27 protein-coding genes are annotated in these 21,062 nt (G+C 47.5%); 16 read left to right on the top strand and 11 right to left on the bottom strand.

The genetic code is table 11. From position 1 onward, the window contains the following. The first annotated feature begins 72 nt into the window (after positions 1 to 72). The 5 genes from FS806_RS16260 to FS806_RS16240 all read left to right on the top strand — a co-directional run bounded on the left by FS806_RS16260 (position 73) and on the right by FS806_RS16240 (position 5,697). Positions 73 to 1,704: a VirD4-like conjugal transfer protein, CD1115 family gene (locus tag FS806_RS16260; protein ID WP_260982124.1), complete on the top strand. Its 1,632-nt coding sequence runs from the start codon at positions 73 to 75 to the stop codon at positions 1,702 to 1,704. Next, a complete protein-coding gene (locus FS806_RS16255; protein WP_483874189.1) occupies positions 1,701 to 2,000 on the top strand; it encodes a glutamyl-tRNA amidotransferase in 300 nt (99 codons plus the stop codon). Before FS806_RS16260 ends, FS806_RS16255 begins: the two co-directional genes overlap by 4 nt. A 59-nt stretch (positions 2,001 to 2,059) precedes the next feature. Continuing rightward, positions 2,060 to 2,899, top strand: a complete 840-nt coding sequence (locus FS806_RS16250) for a VirB6/TrbL-like conjugal transfer protein, CD1112 family (protein WP_144938671.1) — start codon at positions 2,060 to 2,062, stop codon at positions 2,897 to 2,899. A 202-nt stretch (positions 2,900 to 3,101) separates the two neighbouring features. Next, positions 3,102 to 3,350, top strand: coding sequence for a PrgI family protein (locus FS806_RS16245; RefSeq protein ID WP_260982123.1), 249 nt, complete (start codon positions 3,102 to 3,104; stop codon positions 3,348 to 3,350). A 115-nt stretch (positions 3,351 to 3,465) separates the two neighbouring features. Further along, positions 3,466 to 5,697: a VirB4-like conjugal transfer ATPase, CD1110 family gene (locus FS806_RS16240; protein WP_260982122.1), complete on the top strand. Its 2,232-nt coding sequence runs from the start codon at positions 3,466 to 3,468 to the stop codon at positions 5,695 to 5,697. Between the two features lie 85 nt (positions 5,698 to 5,782). Here FS806_RS16240 and FS806_RS26255 read toward each other — a convergent pair whose 3' ends face one another. The 4 genes from FS806_RS26255 to FS806_RS16225 form a co-directional block, all read right to left on the bottom strand. Beyond that, complete coding sequence (locus FS806_RS26255) at positions 5,783 to 5,959, bottom strand: hypothetical protein (protein WP_222126694.1); 177 nt, start codon at positions 5,957 to 5,959, stop codon at positions 5,783 to 5,785. 92 nt (positions 5,960 to 6,051) lie between these two features. Continuing rightward, complete coding sequence (locus FS806_RS16235) at positions 6,052 to 6,573, bottom strand: recombinase family protein (RefSeq protein ID WP_222126693.1); 522 nt, start codon at positions 6,571 to 6,573, stop codon at positions 6,052 to 6,054. A gap of 71 nt (positions 6,574 to 6,644) precedes the next feature. Further along, a complete protein-coding gene (locus FS806_RS26775) occupies positions 6,645 to 6,764 on the bottom strand; it encodes a conjugal transfer protein (RefSeq protein WP_482194160.1) in 120 nt (39 codons plus the stop codon). A gap of 835 nt (positions 6,765 to 7,599) precedes the next feature. Beyond that, positions 7,600 to 7,992 (bottom strand): hypothetical protein, encoded by a 393-nt coding sequence (locus FS806_RS16225; protein WP_144938668.1) that lies wholly within the window; start codon positions 7,990 to 7,992, stop codon positions 7,600 to 7,602. A 348-nt stretch (positions 7,993 to 8,340) separates the two neighbouring features. On the opposite strand from FS806_RS16225, the gene FS806_RS16220 reads away from it, so the two are divergent. The 8 genes from FS806_RS16220 (at position 8,341) to dpsA (ending at position 13,901) form a co-directional block, all read left to right on the top strand. Then, the gene (locus FS806_RS16220; RefSeq protein WP_029197842.1) at positions 8,341 to 8,544 is read left to right on the top strand and encodes a hypothetical protein; all 204 of its coding nucleotides are present in this window, start codon (positions 8,341 to 8,343) and stop codon (positions 8,542 to 8,544) included. A 244-nt stretch (positions 8,545 to 8,788) separates the two neighbouring features. Then, a complete protein-coding gene (locus FS806_RS26250; RefSeq protein ID WP_222126692.1) occupies positions 8,789 to 8,938 on the top strand; it encodes a hypothetical protein in 150 nt (49 codons plus the stop codon). A gap of 507 nt (positions 8,939 to 9,445) precedes the next feature. Further along, on the top strand, positions 9,446 to 9,919 hold the full coding sequence (locus FS806_RS16215; protein ID WP_144938665.1) for a hypothetical protein: 474 nt from the start codon (positions 9,446 to 9,448) through the stop codon (positions 9,917 to 9,919). 137 nt (positions 9,920 to 10,056) lie between these two features. Then, positions 10,057 to 10,563, top strand: coding sequence for a CBO0543 family protein (locus tag FS806_RS26770; RefSeq protein ID WP_313960595.1), 507 nt, complete (start codon positions 10,057 to 10,059; stop codon positions 10,561 to 10,563). A gap of 88 nt (positions 10,564 to 10,651) precedes the next feature. Continuing rightward, the gene (locus FS806_RS16205; protein WP_023556419.1) at positions 10,652 to 10,858 is read left to right on the top strand and encodes a DUF1657 domain-containing protein; all 207 of its coding nucleotides are present in this window, start codon (positions 10,652 to 10,654) and stop codon (positions 10,856 to 10,858) included. Positions 10,859 to 10,942: 84 nt separating this feature from the next. Then, positions 10,943 to 12,457 (top strand): phospholipase D-like domain-containing protein, encoded by a 1,515-nt coding sequence (locus FS806_RS16200; protein WP_144938662.1) that lies wholly within the window; start codon positions 10,943 to 10,945, stop codon positions 12,455 to 12,457. 166 nt (positions 12,458 to 12,623) lie between these two features. Then, a complete protein-coding gene (locus FS806_RS16195) occupies positions 12,624 to 12,938 on the top strand; it encodes a YunC family protein (RefSeq protein WP_021624005.1) in 315 nt (104 codons plus the stop codon). 36 nt (positions 12,939 to 12,974) lie between these two features. Then, positions 12,975 to 13,901, top strand: coding sequence for a dipicolinate synthase subunit DpsA (gene dpsA, locus FS806_RS16190; RefSeq protein ID WP_144938659.1), 927 nt, complete (start codon positions 12,975 to 12,977; stop codon positions 13,899 to 13,901). Positions 13,902 to 14,577: 676 nt separating this feature from the next. Here dpsA and FS806_RS16180 read toward each other — a convergent pair. From FS806_RS16180 to FS806_RS27115, 4 genes are read right to left on the bottom strand one after another with little or no spacing between them, the layout of a single operon-like run. After that, positions 14,578 to 15,081, bottom strand: a complete 504-nt coding sequence (locus FS806_RS16180) for a hypothetical protein (RefSeq protein ID WP_222126691.1) — start codon at positions 15,079 to 15,081, stop codon at positions 14,578 to 14,580. A 24-nt stretch (positions 15,082 to 15,105) separates the two neighbouring features. Beyond that, entirely contained in the window at positions 15,106 to 16,080 is a 975-nt protein-coding gene (locus FS806_RS16175) for a hypothetical protein (protein ID WP_144938653.1), read from the bottom strand. A gap of 32 nt (positions 16,081 to 16,112) precedes the next feature. Beyond that, positions 16,113 to 16,361, bottom strand: a complete 249-nt coding sequence (locus FS806_RS16170; protein ID WP_144938650.1) for a DUF6075 family protein — start codon at positions 16,359 to 16,361, stop codon at positions 16,113 to 16,115. Beyond that, entirely contained in the window at positions 16,282 to 16,461 is a 180-nt protein-coding gene (locus FS806_RS27115) for a DUF6075 family protein (protein ID WP_222126690.1), read from the bottom strand. The genes FS806_RS16170 and FS806_RS27115 overlap by 80 nt, the downstream gene beginning before the upstream one ends. Between FS806_RS27115 and FS806_RS16165 the strand changes: the two genes are divergently transcribed. Genes FS806_RS16165 through FS806_RS16155 form a run of 3 tightly spaced genes read left to right on the top strand, consistent with a single transcriptional unit; the run spans position 16,387 to position 19,112 of the window. Continuing rightward, positions 16,387 to 17,097, top strand: a complete 711-nt coding sequence (locus FS806_RS16165; RefSeq protein ID WP_397347628.1) for a tyrosine-type recombinase/integrase — start codon at positions 16,387 to 16,389, stop codon at positions 17,095 to 17,097. The genes FS806_RS27115 and FS806_RS16165 overlap by 75 nt on opposite strands. Continuing rightward, positions 17,090 to 18,079, top strand: a complete 990-nt coding sequence (locus tag FS806_RS16160) for a tyrosine-type recombinase/integrase (protein ID WP_144938644.1) — start codon at positions 17,090 to 17,092, stop codon at positions 18,077 to 18,079. The genes FS806_RS16165 and FS806_RS16160 overlap by 8 nt, the downstream gene beginning before the upstream one ends. Beyond that, entirely contained in the window at positions 18,066 to 19,112 is a 1,047-nt protein-coding gene (locus FS806_RS16155) for a tyrosine-type recombinase/integrase (protein WP_144938641.1), read from the top strand. The genes FS806_RS16160 and FS806_RS16155 overlap by 14 nt, the downstream gene beginning before the upstream one ends. Positions 19,113 to 19,197: 85 nt before the next feature. Here the strand turns inward: FS806_RS16155 and FS806_RS16150 are convergent, their stop codons facing one another. From FS806_RS16150 to FS806_RS16140, 3 genes are all read right to left on the bottom strand, one after another. Continuing rightward, the gene (locus tag FS806_RS16150; protein WP_144938638.1) at positions 19,198 to 19,710 is read right to left on the bottom strand and encodes a tyrosine-type recombinase/integrase; all 513 of its coding nucleotides are present in this window, start codon (positions 19,708 to 19,710) and stop codon (positions 19,198 to 19,200) included. After that, positions 19,707 to 20,672, bottom strand: a complete 966-nt coding sequence (locus FS806_RS16145) for a tyrosine-type recombinase/integrase (protein WP_144938636.1) — start codon at positions 20,670 to 20,672, stop codon at positions 19,707 to 19,709. The genes FS806_RS16150 and FS806_RS16145 overlap by 4 nt, the downstream gene beginning before the upstream one ends. 115 nt (positions 20,673 to 20,787) lie before the next feature. Next, positions 20,788 to 20,988, bottom strand: a complete 201-nt coding sequence (locus FS806_RS16140; RefSeq protein ID WP_144938633.1) for a YkuS family protein — start codon at positions 20,986 to 20,988, stop codon at positions 20,788 to 20,790. Positions 20,989 to 21,062: the final 74 nt, after the last annotated feature.

Raw genomic sequence — 21,062 nt, 5'->3', positions numbered from 1 at the left:
GCTCTTCTTGTCGCCCCGGCGTTATCCGGGGGTTTGCCTGCAATCTTGCTTCATCTAAGCGAGGCGAGTCCTTTGCAACTTCAGTGGGTCGAGGATTCGCTTCGGAGCCTGCTCGTCTGTACGCTGGCTTATGGACTGGCGGTTGGCGCGTATTTGGCTTCGCCGCGCAATTATCGTCGTCGCGAAGAACATGGCAGCGCCATGTGGGGCAAGGCGAAATCGATCAACGCTAAATACCAGAGCAAGCAAGCGGAGCAAAACAAAATATTGACGAAGCACGTGCGCATCGGGCTGGACGGACGCAAGCATCGCCGCAATCTGAACGTGCTCGTTGTGGGCGGTTCCGGCTCCGGCAAGACGCGGTTTTATGCAAAACCGAACGTGATGCAGGCGCATACGTCGTTTGTCGTTCTTGATCCAAAAGGCGAAATATTGCGCGACACCGGTCATTTGCTCAAAGCCAAAGGGTACGACATCAAAGTGCTGGATTTGATTCATCCGCATCGTTCCCACGGCTATAACGCGTTTGCCTATTTGCAGGACGACAAAGATGTACTAAAGCTTGTTACCAATCTCATTCGCAACACGACGCCCAAAAACAGCAACACGAATGACCCCTTCTGGGAACGTTCCGAAACCGCTTTGCTGGAAGCGCTCATGCTGTACTTGCTCTATGAAGCGCCGCCGGAGGAGCAGAATTTCCCGATGATTATGGAAATGATTGCTGCTGCCGAGGTGCGGGAAGAAGACGAAACGTACCAAAGTCCGCTGGACGAGTTGTTTGAGCGGCTGGCGATGCGCGACCCGGAACATTTGGCCGTCAAGCAATACAACATCTTCAAGCTGGCGGCGGGAAAGACAGCGAAATCCATTCTGATCGGGCTAGGCGTGCGCTTGGAAAAGTTCAATTTGCACAGCATCGCCGGAATGAGCTTGGTCGATGAAATGGACTTGCCGCATATCGGCACGCGGAAGACGGCGCTGTTTGCCGTCATCCCCGATAATGACAGCAGCTTTAATTTTATCGTGGGCATGCTGTACACACAGCTTTTTCAAAGCCTCATGTACGAAGCGGATTACCGGCACGGCGGCCGTCTACCGCTGCATGTGCATTTTGTCATGGACGAGTTCGCGAATGTCGCCCTGCCCGATGAGTTTGATAAGCTGCTCTCTACCATCCGCAGTCGGGAAATATCGGTGTCCATTATTTTGCAAAACTTGGCGCAGCTTAAAACGCTGTACAAGGACGCATGGGAATCCATCGTCGGCAACTGCGACATGTTTCTTTATCTGGGAGGCAATGAACAGTCCACGCACAAATATGTGTCGGAATTGCTCGGCAAAGAAACGATCGATACGAACACTTACGGCCAAAGCAAAGGACGTAGCGGCAGCTATTCGATCAACTACCAGCAGTCTGGCCGCGAATTGCTGACTCCCGACGAAGTGCGACTGCTCGATAATCGCTATGCGCTGCTGTTTATCCGTGGGGAACGACCGGTGCTGGATGACAAATACGAGGTGCTGCGCCATCCTCATGTCTCGCTGACGACAGACGGCGCAGGTCAGGCATATCAGCACGGCGGTACGGAGCTTGCGCTCGATTGGCGGACGGTGCAATTGGATGAGAACGGTGAATATGAGCTTTTGTCAGAAGAAGAACTGGAGGCGTTATTTTTATATGAAGGGAAGGATCGCGTTTGAAACGGAAAACGAAATGGCTGATGGCTTTCTATATGATGACAATACTTTTCGGGACGATGCTGGTTTCCACCGTCTATGCCCAAAGCGACCCGATGACGACAGTCAACAACTTGTCCAATTTTATATTCGGGTTGATTCGTGCGGTCGGCATGATTATTTTGGGATTTGGCGTTGTGCAGATCGGCTTGTCTCTTAAGTCGCATGACCCTTCGCAGCGCGCGAACGGTTTTTTAACCTTGGCCGGGGGCGTCATCATCACGTTTACCAAAGAAATTTTGAACCTGATCACAGGCTAAGCCATGAAGGATGAGGAATGGGCCAACGCCTGTTCCTCCCTCGACAGAAGGGTGAGCGTATGTCGAAAAACAGTTGGATTGCAGATAATTTGGAGAACGCCCTGGATACGTGGGAGCAGAAAATGAATGAAATCTGGCACCTGGTCACCCAGTCGCCTGCCGATTTCAAGGGAGGCGCCATTTGGCGCATCATCACGGATATTCATGGCGCGTTGCAGGCAACGGGGCTGGCGTTGCTGGTTTTGTTTTTTGTCGTCGGGGTGATGAAAACAGCGGGCAATTTTGCCGAACTGAAGCGGCCGGAGCTGGCGGTCAAGTTGTTTGTCCGGTTTGTACTGGCCAAGGCAGTCGTCACCTACGGACTAGAACTCATGATGGCATTGTTTACGATTGTGCAGGGCATCATCTCAACGATGATGTCTCGTTCGGGCTTTGGCGCGGTGGATGGCATGTCGCTGCCGGATACGATTACGCAAGCGATCGAAAATGTCGGGTTTTGGCAAAGCATACCGTTATGGATTGTGTCTTTGCTGGGCAGCTTGTTTATTACCGTTTTGTCCTTCATCATGATTTTGTCTGTGTACGCGCGTTTTTTTCGGATTTATTTGTACACGGCGATTGCCCCCGTCCCACTTGCTTCGTTTGCGGGTGAGCCGAGTCAGAGTATTGGCAAATCATTTTTGAAAGGATATGCGGCCGCCTGTATGGAAGGGGCGATTATCGTGCTGGCGTGCATCATCTACGCCGCGTTTGCCAGCGCGCCTCCGGCAGTCCAAGCTGGCGCTGGCGCGGTCACGATGGTATGGACGTACATCGGCGAACTCATTTTTAACATGTTGGTCTTGGTCGGCACGGTGAAGATGGCCGACCGGGTCGTTCGGGAGATGCTTGGATTGTAAAAACGGTTCCGCATTTTCAAATCATCTGCAAGTGCCAGGCGAATAGTGTATCGCGAACGCGGATAACCGCCGGTCAGAACAGATGGCGGTTTCGGGAGGTTAGTCTGATGGAAGTGAAAATCAACCGGGAAATCCGGGAATATACCGAAAGTTTGTTTTTTGGACTGTCCCTGCGACAGTTCTTTTTTCTGTCTTGGCGGTCATGTTGGCTATCGGTCTGTATTTTGGATTGCGCGGCCGCTTTGGTGTGGAAACGCTTAGTTGGATGTGCATCTTAGGAGCAGCCCCTTGCGCCGCGCTCGGATTCATTCGTTACCACGGCATGACGGCCGAACAACTGCTCTGGGCATATCTGAAATCTGAATTCTTCATGCCCAAACGTCTTGTTTTTCATGCGACCAATATGTATTACGAAGCGCTGAACATGCAGCGGCGAGAGCAAGGAGAGTGAGTCTGTTGAAAACACTCAAACGAATGATGAAACAGGACAAGGAACGGTTTGTCATTCCAAAAAGCGTACAGCAAGTGATCCCGATTCGCGCCATTTGGCCGGACGGGATTTTTTTGTGGGTAACAAGTTTTCCAAATCGTTTCGTTTTGAAGATATAAACTATGCGGCGGCTTCGAGAGAGGACAAGGAAGCGATGTTTCTTGGTTATTGTGAGCTGCTAAATTCATTTGATAGTGGAGCCACGACGAAGATTACGATTCATAATCGACGCTTGAACCGGATCGACTTTGAAGGCTCTGTCTTGATTCCTTCACGCCAAGACGAGTTGGATGTGTACCGCGAAGAATATAATCAGATGCTGCTGGACAAGGCAGTTGGCGCAAACGGCACCTTTCAGGAGAAATACATTACGGTATCCATTTTCAAAAAGAATGTGGAAGAAGCGCGCCAATATTTTGCCAGAATCGGTTCGGAACTGATGGCGCATTTCTCGCGTCTCGGCTCAAAATGTGTGGAACTGGATGCGGTGGATCGCCTACGTATGCTTCATGATTTCTTTCGCATTGGCGAGGAAGCAGACTTTCAACTCGACTTGTCCGCCATGATCCGCAAGGGACATGACATCCGGGATTACATTTGCCCGGATACATTTGAGTTCGAACGTGATTACTTTCGGATGGGACGCTACTTTGGCCGGGTCATTTTCCTTCGGGAATACGCGAGCTACATCAAGGACAGCATGGTCGCCGAATTATGTGACCTAAATCGGAATTTGCTGCTATCTCTTGATGTGATTCCGATTCCGACCGATGAGGCTGTCCGCGAAGTAGAGAACCGGCTGCTCGTCGTGGAGACGAATATAACGAATTGGCAGCGGCGGCAAAACAACAACAACAATTTCTCGGCCGTTATTCCCTATGATATGGAGCAGCAGCGCAAGGAAAGCAAGGAATTTCTGGACGATCTGACGACACGCGACCAGCGTATGATGTTCGGACTGCTCACAATGGTGCATATTGCGGAGAGCAAGGAGGAACTGGATAGCGATACCAAAGCCTTGCTAACCACAGCTCGCAAGCATCTGTGCCAGTTCGCCCCGCTAACCTTTCAGCAGATGGACGGATTGAATACGGTGCTTCCGTATGGACTACGCAAGGTGCATGCGCTGCGAACGTTGACAACGGAAAGTACCGCTGTTTTTATTCCGTTTCGGGCGCAGGAGGTCATCCATCCCGGCGGCATATATTACGGCCAAAATGTTATCAGTAAAAATATGATTATGGCCAATCGCAAGCAATTGCTAAACGGGAACAGTTTCATTCTCGGCGTATCCGGCTCAGGTAAAAGTTTTACGGCAAAGCGTGAGATAGTCAACTTGGTGCTGGCAAGCGATGACGATGTGATCCTGATTGACCCTGAGCGCGAGTATTCGGCGCTGGTGGATGCGCTGGGCGGCGAAACGATTCACATATCCGCAACCTCGCCGAATCATATCAATGCGATGGACATCAACCGACAGTACGGCGACGGAGCCAATCCGATCATCCTTAAGTCGGAGTTCGTGCTGTCGCTGTGCGAACAACTGATGGGCGGCTATCCCCTCGGCGCGAAAGAAAAATCGTTGATCGACCGCTGCACCGCGAGCGTGTATCGAACGTATCTGCAAAATAATTACAAAGGTGAACCGCCAACTCTGCAACACTTTCATAACGAACTGCTCAAGCAATCGGAGCCGGAAGCGCAGGACATCGCATTGGCGATTGAGTTGTTTACTTCCGGCAATCTGAATACGTTCGCCAAGCCGACCAATGTCAATGTCTATAAGCGACTGGTTTGCTACGATATTCTCGATTTGGGCAAACAGCTACTTCCGATTGGGATGTTAGTCATACTGGACAGCATCCTCAACAGGATTACGCAAAACCGAGCGAAAGGGAAAAATACATTTATTTTTATTGATGAAATCTACCTATTGTTTCAGCATGAGTATAGCGCCAACTTTCTGTTCACGCTCTGGAAGCGCGTTAGGAAGTACGGTGCTTTTTGTACAGGGATTACGCAAAACGTGGACGATTTGTTGCAAAGCCATACGGCACGTACCATGCTGGCGAACAGCGAATTTATTGTCATGTTGAACCAAGCCAGCACGGATCGCAATGAACTGGCGAATTTACTCAATATTTCGGATTTGCAGCTCTCTTATATCACCAATGTCGATGCCGGAAACGGCTTGATAAAGATAGGCAGTTCCCTTGTGCCCTTTGCCGACAAGTTCCCGCGAAACACAAAATTGTATAGCTTGATGACGACGAAATTATCCGAGTTCTCGGATAACTTCGTTTATTAGAGGAAATTCGTTATTCGAGAAGATGAGGAGAAGCCCCGCAGATCGGGGCCTCTCACTTCATTTTCTCGAATAACATAAGAAGTATTTATCGCAAAAATTCCGGTAATGAGTTCTGAACTTCCGGCAGCCTTCCCTCTTTCGCTTCGTCTTTGGGAAACCATTTTTCACTCCATTCCTTCATGTATTTGTCGACGGTCTGTTGCGTAACTTCGATGTATACCTGTGTCGTGCTCGGAATAGGGACACAATTCACTCCCTTCATTTTTCAGCGACTTTTTTTGAAATGGACTGCACGTTTTGCCTTGAACGCTGTTATGAAAACCGGTTTTGTATACGAAGGTCAGCTTGTATGGATTAGGTTGCTCTGGATCGGCGTCCGTGCCGATGATGATTCTTCTTCGTGCTCGGATCGTAATCGTACCCCAAGCAGCTTTGGAAGCCGACCAACTCGCCGTCCATCGTCAGCGTATTGATATTCTCGTCTTCAAAAAATACAGCAACGCCCTTATCCTTTAGCATACGGACGTACTTCAGCGTATCGAGCGTGTTTCTGGCAAAACGGGAGATGGACTTCGTGATGACCATGTCGATTTTTCCGTCCATGCAGTCGTTAATCATGCGCTGGAAATCCACGCGCTTCGTCACCTGTGTGCCGGTAATCGCTTCGTCCGCATACATATCAACCAACACCCAGTCGCTGCGCTTGCTCACGAGATCTGTATAATAAGCGACCTGCGACTTGTAGCTGTTCAACTGCTCCTCGGAGTCGGTGCTTACTCGGGCATATGGGGCAACACGGAGAACATCCGACGATTTCCCGCCGTTTCGATCAGCTATTTTTCGGCTAGCTTTAATCACTTCCACTTCAAGCGCCATAGCCTCATCCTCCATTCTTATTAACTCGCCATCAGTATAATAAGAGTTGGGCGGACCGACAAATGTGCAAATTATGAAGTCAGGTCCGAAATGATGCCGTACTCTCTCATGGTTTTGCCCTTGATCTGATGGAACTCACTTTCAGTGATTAAAGAGAGATTCAATAACTGTTTAATCATCGCAATTTGCATGCTATATCTGATCAGCTTTGAGTTCATACCCGACCTCCCGATCATTCAGACATGCTGAAAAGCAGAGATGCGCACCCGAAAAATTTCACTTATGCGCATCTCTGTTTCCGCCTCTGTTTTGGTTGCATACCTAAAAGTCTTATCCAGCGGACAGTGGTTAACTGTACTCATAGGCGTCAGCCTCTTCCAGGATCGCTGCAAGCCGCCCCCATTGCGATGAGCTATGGCTGGGCGGAAGTATCATTATCCCTCCGTATGGGTCTTCGCCTTAAATGGTACCGCCATTCATTGATTGCATGGCAAAATCGCTCGCATTCCATCGGTTCTGCTAACAAGGCATACAAAAACAAGAATCGACAAAATGGTCGTGGCGCGCCTGCAACGTGGCTATCCTTCATGGCCATGCGGGGAACGTACCGGATAAGATTGTATTTGGTTGTTAAGGAGCGATGAGGGCGACATTTATCCCTCTACTATCCGCTACGTTTTCGGGATAAAATCGGACTCCGGTTGCAAGATTTCGAGAAAAATATTTTACGGGATGGAAAACGAGGAGGTTGGCAGGGAGTTGGTAAAATAAAAAGACGGTGCAAGAAATTCCTGTTCACGCTTTTTGGCAGCTTCCAATACAATCTTGAAATGTTTACTGCTTAACCTTATGGTATGCTATATTTTCTATTCGACTTGTTATCGCATGTTATCGCATCCATTGACGTATTCATAAATCATTTGTAATTTAGCATCTCCTTAATGCCGCTAAATTTAACAATTTATGTATCCAATCCATGGCGTAAAGGGCAGACTTATTTTGCATTTGCATATGGATTCCTTTTTCTTACAAATGTAATGCCACGATTCCCTGAAGCCGGGCCATACCCGGCGGTGAATCGGAATACTCGCCGCGGGTGACCGCGAAACCGATGACGACTTGCGACAAGTCGACTTCCAACAGGCCGGCCACGCTGTGGAACACTTCACGCTGAATAAGCTCGTCGGATTCCAGCAGGAAGTCCATCGCCCGATAGCCGTGCTGCACATCGAAGGACGACAGTTGTGGAATGACAACTTCACGATCCACCCAGTCTTCGGCTGCCAGCTTGCTGCCGGGATCAAGCACATGATTGGCCACCATGGCAAAATGGCGCGTTCTACCGTCACTTCGGAATTCCCGGTCCGCCAAGCGCTTATGAAGGCCTAATCGATGCCGAACTCCAAAAACTCCTTCCAAAACTGATCCAGTAGCCAGGTACCGCCGAGTACCTGAGACATCAACAGCTTCACGGCAGAGCGCCGAGGCTTCGTAGCAGGCGTCTCAAGCGGATCGCAGATAAAGTGATGAATGCATGTTTATGAAGGTGAATTAGACTCATTTATGAAAAAGAATGGTATAACTAAGTTGAAGAAAAGCAGAGCTTTTCGGTATCCCCAAAAGGCTGTGTTTCCGCCTCATATAGACAACCAACCCGATAAAAATGACCAGAAACCGGGCGGATGCCGTTGTTCACTTCTATGCATCTGCCATAGACTGGTGTTGTAAGTTCATCAAAACTCACCTACCAAGGAGGAATGGTTTCGAATGCAGTTTATCAAACAGGAAATGCCCATGTATACGCATGACCACGCCGCTTATGTCAGGCAAATGTACGACTGGCACGTGAAAATGGCTCAGTATCAAGACCAATTGCGTGCCTTTCATCTGGAAAGAGCGAAACAATTTCAAAAGATGGCCGAAGAAAGAGTGAAAACATCAGAAATACCCAGCGGCACCAGCGCCGCTTAAAGGCGAACCGACATGGAGCGATGTGATGAATTGGCAGCATTCCGAATCAAAATCTGGGACCGTTATTTAACCCTTCGTTCCCAATATGGAACCCGGATGCCCTTGTCTTTCGACCAGTTCTGGTACGACTTTTTGGCCAGGCGCATGATATCCGACTGTGGAGTAGAGCAAGTATATGAGGACTTCTGCAACAACTGGGAGAATCAGTGCGTGGAAAATGTTTGCGATTCGAGCCATAGGTAGAATGCCGGAAGTTTTTTTAAACGAACCGATTCATACTTCGTTTTGTCCCGAGGAGGTGGCGGCCATGACAGAGGGGCAACCGGCGAAGAGCGAGGAAATGCTGCAAACCGCATTCCGATTAAACAAAATGTCCGACTTGCTCCGTGCGTAAGTTGGAAAATTCGTTGTATAATTTTCGAAGACAACTTATCCTGAGAAATAGGACCACCAAAAGGCCGGCTGTTGCCCAAAATGGGCAGCTCCGGTCTTTGATATTTGTATGCAGGGGACAAGGGTAGATGGGATCGAATCCAAGCGGAACTTTCACGATGCGGATAACTGCATAGGATGATTCGTTTCTGGACAACTTAAATGCTGTTTGCATAAATTTGGAAAGGCGGATACCTGCATGTCACTAACATTCAGTACAAGCGTTGAAAACCGGGCTATCTCTACCCCAAGACAACCGAATCGATGTAAAAATTGCATCTGGGGCAACTGGGATGGGTTGAAACAATTCTGTTCGAAACCTGTCTGCATTAAGAATCAACCAATATAAGGGGTCCACTTCTTTTACTTGATCAGGTTCGGCTATCTGTAAAGAATTCATGGCCAGTGACTGGCATTTTTGCCGAGGACGCATATAATGACGTGATCCAACTTTGAGGAGTGGTAAATCATGTCCATTGCGGCTCAAACAAGTACAAAGAGTTTACCTCCCTTATCCATATGGGGAGTTCATGCATCTGTCGCCGGAAGACCGATTGTGTGGGGCAAACTCGTGATGCGTGTTTTGCCGGATCAACAAATTCAGGGCACCATCCAATTTCGCGGAACGCCGATTTCAATTGAAGGAAGCTGGAATGAAAGCGCGCAGCAGATCATGTTTCATTCCCCCTACGCCTCCTACTCCGGCCATTTAACCATCTATGACGATGTCAAGATTCAACTTCGGCATTTGGTTCTCACCGGACGTCTGCAGATGCTCCCCCCCTCTTTACAAGCGGGCGAATATGGAACCTGGGTAGCGACAACTGATATAAACTTGGCGGGGTATAGCGGCTATATCCCACCGCAACCGCCTTCAACTTCGTTGCCGCCGGTTGGTGTATTTGTAACGTCGAATATACTGTATGGAAACTCGCGTATATAAAGAGGCAAAGCAGGCACATATCGAATGAAAAATGATCGGTATCCGGATAACGGAAAGGGGTGGCATCGGTGGACGAAAATTAGATTCATCATGTAAACGAACAAGCCTATCAATTGATTGTCTAAGCACACCGCAATATGACTGACATTTGGCGCACTCACGTACTATTTACGCGACAATGGTGGTTGGGAGTAGGTTTATCGATATGCCCCTGGCTATTTTGGATCGGATTTCGGGATAAGAGAGCTACGGGACAGTTTCTCCTATCCGGGTTTACGATGATTATCGTGTCGTCGTGGCTGGACAAGCTTGGGATTGCCATGGGACTTTGGCATTATCACTGGGAGGTCATACCGTTCATGCCGGCCAATTTTCCTTGGAATTTTTCACTTCTTCCCGTCACGGTTATGTTCTTACTCCAGTACAAGTCTGGCATACATCCGTTGTTCAAAGCTCTCCTATTTGGGGGATTTTCCGCTTTTGTGGCCGAGCCGGTCTCACAAATGGCCGATTTATACCACCCCGTTCACTGGAAACATACCTATTCTTTTCCTATCTATGTTGGGCTGTATTTGCTGGCTTCAAACATTGCCAAGAAGGGCATAGATTGCGGTAAGTCTTTTCAGGAAGACTCTAACCCCTGACAATAGCCAATCACCAAATTTTACCATTCATTATTTTTCTGACGGGTTGACATATTACATATGGATGCCATTTCAGGAGGTGATCAACATGACGGTAGCTTCTCAAGTGAAAACAGCTGTAGCTTCATTAAAAAGCGCACAGGCCAGCTTTGAACAGTTTGCGTTAAATACACAAAACCAGCAGGCCAAAACCACGTTCACAAATGCAGCGCAACAGACACAAAACATCATTGACCAGGTCACTCCACGGATACAACAAATTGAACAGGAAGAACCGCAGTATAAAGGGTTCTAAAAAGGCCATGCCGATCTTTTCTCGGCATGGCTGCCCCTTTATCTTTATTCCCTCGTAGACGACAGGATTGGGAGGCTGATTTTCTTGGCATGGATAGCAGGATTATGGCTAGTAAATACGGCACTATTGATCATTATTGCGGTTCGGGAGGTGCGCCGCCCCGCCAAAGCGTTAACTTGGATATCAGTCGGACTTGTATTACCGATTATCGGATTCGTTTGTTACCTGTTCGTAACGAATCCTGTGCAAATGCGGCGGGACAAGCTCGTTTCTTCGCACAATAACCCGATAGCGTTGCCTCCAGCATGTGGTGACTCCGCTTTTGTTATCGCTCGGGCTTTGCAACCTTTGTCTGTCAGTGGCCTTCGAACCGGTTACGTCCAAATCCTCACGAACGGGATGGAAACCTACGGAAAACTCCTTCAATCAATTCAGGCCGCACAAAAGACAATCGATCTTGAATATTACATATACCGGAATGACCATATCGGTAAACGTATCACAGATGTGCTGATTGACCGGGCTTTATCCGGTGTGAACATTCGTTTTATAAGGGATGGCTGGGGAAGCCGGTCATTTCCCAAACATACGGTTCGCCGGATGATGGAAGCAGGCATTGAATGCAGGACCATCTTTCCCTTGCGATTCCCCTGGGTACTATCCAACTTGACATACCGGGATCATTGCAAGATCGTCATCGTCGACGGAAAGGAAGCCTTCATGGGAGGAATCAACGTTGGGGACGAGTATACCGGAATGAAGCCGGATGTCGATTTTTGGCGCGACACTCATATGCGGTTAACCGGCGAAACAGCGGATGATGTGAAAGCCGTTTTTGAGGCTCACTGGAAAATGGCGTCACCGGACATGCTCCATTCAACGAGAAAGGCAAAATTTCTCCCTGAATCGGCTCAACTTTCTGACGATAAAGCCATTCATCCATTTCCATCCGGCAAAACAGAACGAGGATACGGATGGGAATGGGGATCGGAGCTGGGAACGATGGAAGGCACCCACATGGGAAAAGCTTCCCCATCCAAGGATTCGCATAACGTCTATATACAGATATTCGAAGGCAATCCCGGGCTGCCTACTCCGGTCATTCGGGAAATGCATTTCATCTGCCTGACGCAGGCGACCCGAACCATCGACGTGACCAACCCTTATTTTATACCCGATGCGGATATCATGATGGCCATCAAAACAGCCGCGGCGCGTGGCGTTCGAGTGAGATTACTGGTGCCGCGCCAAGTGATTCCTAAAGTTGCAGGCGCTGCAAGCCGTACGTATTATGGCGAACTCGTGGAAGCAGGGATCAATGTGTTTCAGTACAACAAAGGGGTATTGCACGCCAAAGTCATGATTATCGATGGCGAGATTGCCGAAGTGGGTTCTTCCAACTACGATCTCCGTAGTTACCGTTTAAACTACGAAGTGTGTGCAGTGATGTATCATTCTGATGTGGCCCGGGAGCTTACGGAACAATTCGAACGGGATCTCGCCGAGGCTACTCCATATCGTTTGGAAGATCATATGCATCGTACTTCTTCCGAGCGCATGCTTGATCAAGCAGCGCGTTTGTTATCTCCTTTGTTATAAATCTCAAAAATTACATGGAATTGAATCGAAGTCCAATATACACATGTATATGGCGAAAGGGGAGAAGGCTTCCAACGAATACAAGTAATATCGGATTTGGGCAACAGTCTATGGTGCAAATATCACGCCCGGCATATAGTGTAGAAAAAAAGGAGCTGCATCATAGATGATCATGATGAAACCGATTGAAGTTGAAGGTCATCAGGTTATAAGTATCGAGGTCGCCCTGCCCAAAACAACACTTCTGGCCATCACAACCGATCACGGATATATCATGTGCGGAGCGCTTGATATTCGTTTGTTAAATGAGAAATTAAACGATCGCCGCATTGTGGCAGGACGTGCAACCGGGGTACGAACAATAGAGCAATTGCTGGATGCCCCACTCGATATGGTGACCACAGAGGCGGAATTACGCGGAATTTGCCCTGGGATGAAAGGAGCAGATGCGCTTTTAAAGATGGTAAACGAGGTTAGTTAATTTTAAATCCATACTTAAGGAAAGTAGGGGGATTTTTTGTTAACGGGTCTGCATATTGTTTTCCTTGGAGGCGATGCCCGACATCTTGAAATCATTCGGTCATTCACAGACCTGGATGCAAATGTTGTGGTAATCGGTTATGAAGATTTGCACGAACAACTTCTTGAAGTTCAGCATTCCAAGCTTACGAGGGAGGTGCTTCGCAATGCTGATGTATTGATATTACCGGTTGTCGGTACAGACGACCATGGCAGAGTAGAGTCTTCATTTTCATCTGAAACGTTATTGCTGAACAAGGAATATATGTCTTGCTTGCCGAAACACGCAAAAGTCTGTACTGGCATAGCCAAGTCTTACTTGAGGAACCTTTGCGTGGAACTAGGAATAGATCTGATTGAATTATTCAGCAGGGACGATGTTGCCATATACAATTCCATTCCCACTGCGGAAGGCGCCTTATTGATGGCCATTCAACATACGGACATTACCATACATGGTTCGCGTTGTATGGTGCTGGGTTTGGGGAGAATCGGTCTTACGTTAGCCGGTATGCTTCACCGCCTGGGAGCACACGTCAAAGCGGGGGTGCAGAAACCGGAGCAGTTTGCACGTGCATGGGAGATGGGGATTGAGCCGTTTTATACGAAAGATTTGTACGATGAAGGCGTAAATGTGGATATTATTTTTAACACGGTTCCGGCGCAAATCCTTACTTCTCGTGTGTTGACCCGTATTCCGCATCACGCTATTATTATTGATTTGGCTTCCAAACCAGGTGGAACCGATTTTCGTTTTGCCGAAAAACGTGGAATCAAGGCCTTGTTGGCACCAAGTTTACCGGGATTGGTCGCGCCAAGAACGGCTGGACGTATATTGGCGAGAACGTTATGTCAATTGATCCAGGACGAACGGAGTCAAGATCGTGAGCAAATGGATTCACTTGCTTTTTCTTCCGGGTTATGAGATCGCGAACGCTGTAAAACGAATTATTTAGAGAGGCGTCATTACTTGTTTATACTTCATAGAGAGGCCGGCAAAAGCCGGCCTCCGTCTATTTCCGTAAGAATCGGATAATGAAGCGCGTGGTGGATCGGCTCTTTCGTAGATCAGAAGTCGGTTTCCAAGGCTAGAGTTCGAGGAACCTCCAAGTTAAGCTGGTCTCAGTAACCCCCGCAGAAGAATTCCCTGAACACTCGGCATTACAATCGATCGTAGGGCAAGTATTGCAGGATAAAAAGAATTACTCGGGAGTACTCGTGCAAGAGAGGTTAGATGGCAAAGTGCGATCCATGAATGATCACCGGGACGAGACAAATAGGCTACCAGAAAAAGTAAGTCAGGCAGCCTATTTGCTCTAAATACAAGGAGGGGACTGTACCCCACCATTAGTATATATACCGTGGAGGTTGTATAAGTACAATTATCGAGTTGGAACGAGGTCCGATCAGTGCTGATAGATAAAAATTCTTCGAGGTAAACTTTATCAAGTATCGTCCAAAATATGCCAAATAAGGTATATTTTTATTATACCTGACCGGCTTTCGGTTGGCTGTACGGGTCGCCTAGACGGGTCAGCGCCAATTGGACGGCTTCACTGCCCAGTTTTACCTTCAGGCAAATGCTATTGAACCAATTCCAGCTACCACGTCGTCAAGTCACTAACCATATCCTTGCCAAGTATTGCAAGCATCTGCGGGCGGAACTCTGCGGACAGCAATTCCTTCATCAAATCCATTTGTTCGTTTGTAAAATGGTATGCCTCTGCTTGTTGCTCCGCTTTTCTGCCATTCACGGTAATATGTAAAATGCGCTCATAGCTTGTCGTCGTCTCTTCGCTGGAGCTTCCGTCCTCATGCTGCACCGTAACTGTTTCCGTATGTTCAATCGTTTCAACATGGGATTCCAACTGATTCATCTCCCAGAACACCTCATGGAGGATACCGATTCTTGTTGAATCAAGCGTAACTACATCCATTCCGTTTTCTGTATCCATGACCGTCTTCACCGCAAATACGGCTATAATGTCCGCCCAATTATCGATTCGCGTGTTATCTGCACTATCAGTATAATGGATCTCCACTCGGTCTACGTTTCCAGCGGATTTCTGTATTTCTTCCAGCTTTGCCTCAAATTCAGCGTCCATCTCTTGAACGATTTGAGAAAGCGGCTATACATCAGCATCCGTATTTTCGCCGGATACGAAAATACCAAATGGAGAGGAAATAACGGCGGCTATCGCCATTACTATGCACAGCAATACGATCACTGAACTACTGATCCCCAAAAGCGCCGCCAATCCTTTGACAAGCATCGCGGCGGCTCTTACAACCATTTTAATAATGCGAAGATTCAGTCTCGCGGCAGCTTGTGCCCTTTGAAGAGTGCGGCGGGTTGCCATCGCCATTTGCGCAGCCCGCTTGGCTGTCTCGACGGCGTTCATTTTCAGTTCCGCGCGATCAACCTTTTGAGCCTGTCCTAGCCGCTGCCCCGTTTTAATAAATGGAGACAATATTTTGAATGTTCGTTCTTTCCTCTTGATCGTTTGACCTGCAATTTCAGACACGAGCGCATTTCGACGAGGCGCACGTACATTTGCTGTATGCGATGGCGCATCGGCGCGCGTCTTTTTCCCGGCTGGTTTAACTACTTGTTTCGGAGCCGGGCTGGGAATCCTGTCTTTGCGAGAACGATGCGAAAGCCGGGCATTGGCCCGGCTCCGTATGAAGCGTTGTTTTCCTGATTGTTGATCTGAATGCAAGAGATATCTGCCATCAATCGGCTTACGAAGACGAAGCCTGCGAGCTTGACGTGATGTAGGCGTAACCGAAGGCTCAGGCTTCGTTTCAACGGGTTTGTTTCCTGGGACAGTATTTCCATTCGGTAATGTCTGCTTTTTAAGAATGTGTCGAATCAATCTGCTGCTGACACGCATGCTCATTCCCATTTGAGTTCGCACCATTTTCTTCATGGTCGATTCGGAGCGGTGCTGTGCATATGCTGCGGGAGTTTGACCATGCGCTTTGTCATGTTCTGTCTGCCGCTCAACGCGAGGCCTTAAACGATTCACGCGCTTCATCGCTTTGGGGAGCTTGTCCAACTGTTTGATGTCCCTTACCACAGTTCTCATTTTGATTTTCTTCATTATCCGATTCCACTCCCGTCACAAGCGGCCATTTAGCGAATTTGCTCCGTCCGCCGTTTGAAAATCTGATCATGACTGCGGCAAAATTCCGGATACCGAAGGTAGATCGCTTCAAAAAAATAAGGGGCGTAACCGCATGCAAACAACTCGTTAGGAGCGGAATAGCGTTCCGCGCCTTCTTCCGTCCAGCCGTTCCACAGATTAAAGGCAAGTCGGCTGGACGCGAATGGAACTGCTCGTTTGCCAAGAGGCCGCGAGCCCTTCGGGCTTAATGCCTCCATGAGAAAAATCGAACAAATCGCGGATATGCTTGCGGGTTTTCTTGCCGATAACAACCTTTTGAAGCAGAACTATTCTGGACTTATTCGGCACCGCCGTCATCCCATGCCTCAGCCTACCGTATATTCTCCAGAAGAAATCAGTAGCATGGAAAACTCCTTCGATTTATCTTCTCAGGCCGGGATCAGGAATTATGCAATCACCCTGTTCATGACGCGCTACGGCATCCGCGCACGTGATGTTGCCGCGCTGACCTTTGGTGATATCGACTTCGATAAAAACCGGCTGCATTTCATACAACAGAAGACAGGCGACCCTTGGGAAGGAGAATTATTTCCTGAAGTAAAAACGGCAGTGCAGAACTACATGAAGAATGTTCGACCGAATCTTATAGGATGCTCCCGCGTTTTCATATCTCTCGCTCCGCCCTATGCGCCGATCGATAGTTATGCTATTAATTCGATGGCTTGGAATCAATTTCGACACGCAAATATCGATATTGCCGGAAGAAAGCATGGTAGTCGCGCATTCAGGTCCTCTATTGCCAGTAACATGGTTAACGATGGTGTGCCAACGGAAATTGTACGAAAAGTTTTAGGCCACGGAACAGAGTATGCGCTCAAGCATTATGCGAGGATCGATATGAAAAGTATGCGGCTTTGCCCCATTTCTGTTTCAGAGCCAACAGGTATTTTTGCCGAAGTACTGTCTGGGAAGAAGGCGATCTCTCATGTTTGAAAGCATTTTGGGTAACGAGATGACTTCTTTTCTGGAACTTAGGAAGGCAAGTGTCGTACCGCAAACATTTGCATCTGATGCCGCCAATCTGACTGCACTTGATCTCTATCTTGTGAAACACGATTACCAGGAGAAAAACCTGTCAGAAAAAATACTTGAGGCATGGATGGGAACGCTTCGCGGAAAAAGCAAAACGGTGAAAGAAAAAGTGATTGCCATTAGAAATTTCGTGAAATATCTCAATGGGATGGGCAACCATTCTTTTCTGCCCGATGCTCCAAAAGCCAAGTCGGACTATATTCCTTACATCTACTCAGACGAAGAACTGGTATCTATCTTCCATTACGCTGACCATTTGGACATAAAGGCACCGAAATCATGTAGTCCTTATCTGTTGGTTAAAATCCCAATGATTCTCCGTATCCTTTACGGATGCGGGACAAGACTCGGGGAAACATTGGCTTTGCGAAGAAAGGATATTGATTTTGAAGCGCATACGATTTTCCTCCAGCATACGAAATTTTCAAAAGAAAGATTGATTCCCGTCCATGTAACCCTGATTAACATTCTTGAAAGGTATTGCTTAACATTAGGCATTATGCTTTCCCCTGATGCTTATCTGTTTCCTGGAGCCCGACCGGAACGCCCCTTCACGAAAAGGCAGATGGGAACTTGGTTTGCAGAAATTTTAAGACGTGCAAACATTGATCAAAGGGAGAGAGAACAGAATGAGAGAGGCGCTTGCTTACATTGCTTTCGCCATGTTTTTGTTTTGAAATCCATGCGGCAATTGGAAGCGGAGGGCCATCCTGTCGACATGAACGACTTGTTTTTGCCGACCTATCTGGGTCATGAATGTTTGCTTGATACGGACAAGTATATGAGGTTTTCCGGCGCGCAGATACCAGAGTCATTGGCTGCGTTCGAAACCTTTACCGCGGGGCTCATCCCCAAAGTGGAGGTGCCGTATGAAGAAGAATAAAGCAGCATCTGAGTTTCGCTCTCTATTAGGGAAATTTTTCACTGCTTACCTTCCGATTTCGGTAAATGCCAGTCCAAACACCATTGAATCGTACAAATGCGCATTCAGGCTCTTGTTCCAATATCTGAACGATGAAGTTGGGATTGGTTCCAACCGAATCACCTTTGAAACGCTCAACTTCGATTTGCTCACGAACTTCTTTGATTGGTTGGCAACCGCACGAAAGAACAGCCGGACAACAATGAAACAGCGGCTAGGAGCGTTGTCATCTTTTGCTGAATATGCCCAGAATCGAAATCTAGAAGCTGGATATGTCTTCCGGAACAGTTTGGGGAGAATCTCAAAGAAATCGTTCAGACGAGTGAAAGGAAAACAACGATGCGTTTTCACCCTGCAAGAATTGGAGATATTCTTTTCATTACCAGACGCCTCTGACAGAATCGGGTGGCGGGATCTTGTGCTTCTGGTTGTTATGTATGCCAGCGGAGCAAGAGCGCAGGAAATCTGCGACCTCACCGTCAAGGATGTTTCACATGACAGCAACAGAAATGCCATTTTAACAATTGTAGGAAAAGGCGAGAAGCCGCGGCGTGTGAAGATTACAAACGATGCCACCGAAATGCTGAACAAATACATGGCCTACAGAAAAATTGGGGACCAGCCAACCCGCCACGTATTTTCAAGCCAAAGAAATGAGCAGATGTCCGTATCCTGTGTTGAGGAAATCTTTGCAAAATATGAAAGAACGGCTAAGGACGCACACCCGGATAAGTTTTGCTCCGGCAGCTACATACCGCATGTCATGAGACACACGACCGCCACACATCTACTAGAAGCTGGTGTTCCGCTCGCAGTCATAAAGAACATTCTCGGGCACGCTTCTATCCAGACAACACAGGTATACATCGAAGTTACGCAACAGACCGTCGACAAATACATGAAGGAATGGAGTGAAAAATGGTTTCCCAAAGACGAAGCGAAAGAGGGAAGGCTGCCGGAAGTTCAGAACTCATTACCGGAATTTTTGCGATAAATACTTCTTATGTTATTCGAGAAAATGAAGTGAGAGGCCCCGATCTGCGGGGCTTCTCCTCATCTTCTCGAATAACGAATTTCCTCTAATAAACGAAGCCCGGGGAGTAGCGGCTGACAATCAAGTGATGGATTGCAAGGGAGGGGCAAAAGTTTGGTTGTTCTAACAATGAAGCAACCTGCTCCTTTGTAAAGGTTTGTAGCATCAGCTTTTCTGCTTTGACGACATGCAGCGATTCGGCGATATTCTCGGTAATCCATCCTTCCTCGAACAGATACCTCAAAAATTGTTTCACAGCTTTAATTCGACCATTCACTGTGTTGTCCGATTTACCTTGATCAAAAAGATAAGCAATAAAATGATTCTTAATCTCCCGCACGGATAGGGTGTAAATATCCAGCGGAATTTGTTGGGCTTGAAATGCTTCCTTCATTTGACGAACGCTGTCCTGATAAAAACGAAGTGTCAGCGGCGAAAGGTTTTTGGCTTTGCAATCTAGAATAAAAGAACGAAGCAGTTCGTCATAACTAAGTTGCTGCTTTACGGTGCTTGAGTGCTCTACACTCGTTAGTACATTTTGCCGACGTTTTGCACTCATTCGCCAGACACCTCGCTTTCATCGAAAGCAAAGGGAAAATCGGCAGCTAGATGTTCGATAGGACTGAACTTTTCGTGCTGAATGTGTAAGTCTCGGGAAAACAATTCTACATACATTTCGGTTGTTTCGATTCGCTCATGACCCAGTACGTTTTTAAGCGTGAAAATGTCGCCGCCATTCATCAAATATTTTTTTGCGAAAGTATGTCGGAATGTGTGGCAGGAGCATTGAACGCCCTGAATGTTGGCCGTACTGCAATAGCGAGCAATCATCATTCGGATGCCACCCGCTTGAAAGGGCGTATTATCTAAAGTGATCCAAAGGAAGTTGTGGTTCAACGTTCCCCGTTCCAATAAATAGTGTTGCAGCATTTCTGCGAGAACGGATTGAATGGGCACAAGTCGGAATTTTCGACCTTTGCCTTTCTGTATTTGAATTACGCCCTCGTCAAACAACAAATCCTGAATTTGAATACCAGCTAATTCTTTCAACCGGATACCAGTATCAAGTAACGTCAACATCATGACGTAATTACGCAGACCAGTGAAGGTTGTCCGATTCGGCTGAATGAGCAATTGATGTAATTGCTCATCGGTAAATGTATGTGCAAAGGACGGTTGAACTTTGAATGGTTTAAGTGTGATGGCAATATTCGATTCCATCCAACCTTCTGTAAACAGAAATTTGAAAAGCTCCTTGTAGACGCATAGGTTGCAATTCACGGTTCGAAGTGCAAGTCCTTCATCGAGCATACTCGGTATGATACGATTATGAAAAAGATCAGGACAAAGCTCATCCCATTGTACTTGTTGATCAACGAGATGCTGATTAAGTTTTCCCAATCCGTTACGATACCTTCGGATGGTTCCTTTGGTCAAATTTCGTGACTTGCAGTCTTGAAGAAAAAACTGAACAGCGTTCTTCCATGCGATGGTAATGTTGGTGCCATTTTGATTCTGCATTTCGCATATCCTCTTTATGGAGTTATGCGAACCAAAGCGGTTATGCGAAGTAGAGTAGAGGGATTCGTATAACAATTGGATATACGGTTTCGTATAACTTCTACGAAAAACCGGGTTATTTGAAGGATATTCGTATTCCTCTGAAATCTCCGTAATCCCTTGATACATAAGGGTTTATCGGAGTCTCGGAGGTCGGATTTTTCCGCCGAGCGGCTCGTATAACACCGCAATCACAGCTCTGCAGACTTTGTTCATCCAGTTGCAGCACTTCATGTCCGTTATTTTGCAGCGCATCTTTAACATTGCTTAGACTCATGACCTATGCACTTCGAGGTAATCCTTGGTAAATTTCCGGTTTTGGCGTAGTCCAAAGAAGCACCAAATAATGCT

The sequence above is a fragment of the Paenibacillus sp. 32O-W genome (genome assembly GCF_007679495.1).
GTDB classification, from domain to species: domain Bacteria; phylum Bacillota; class Bacilli; order Paenibacillales; family NBRC-103111; genus Paenibacillus_L; species Paenibacillus_L residui.
Note: the sequence above shows the minus strand (reverse complement) of the source record. Positions and strands in the feature narration are given on the sequence as shown.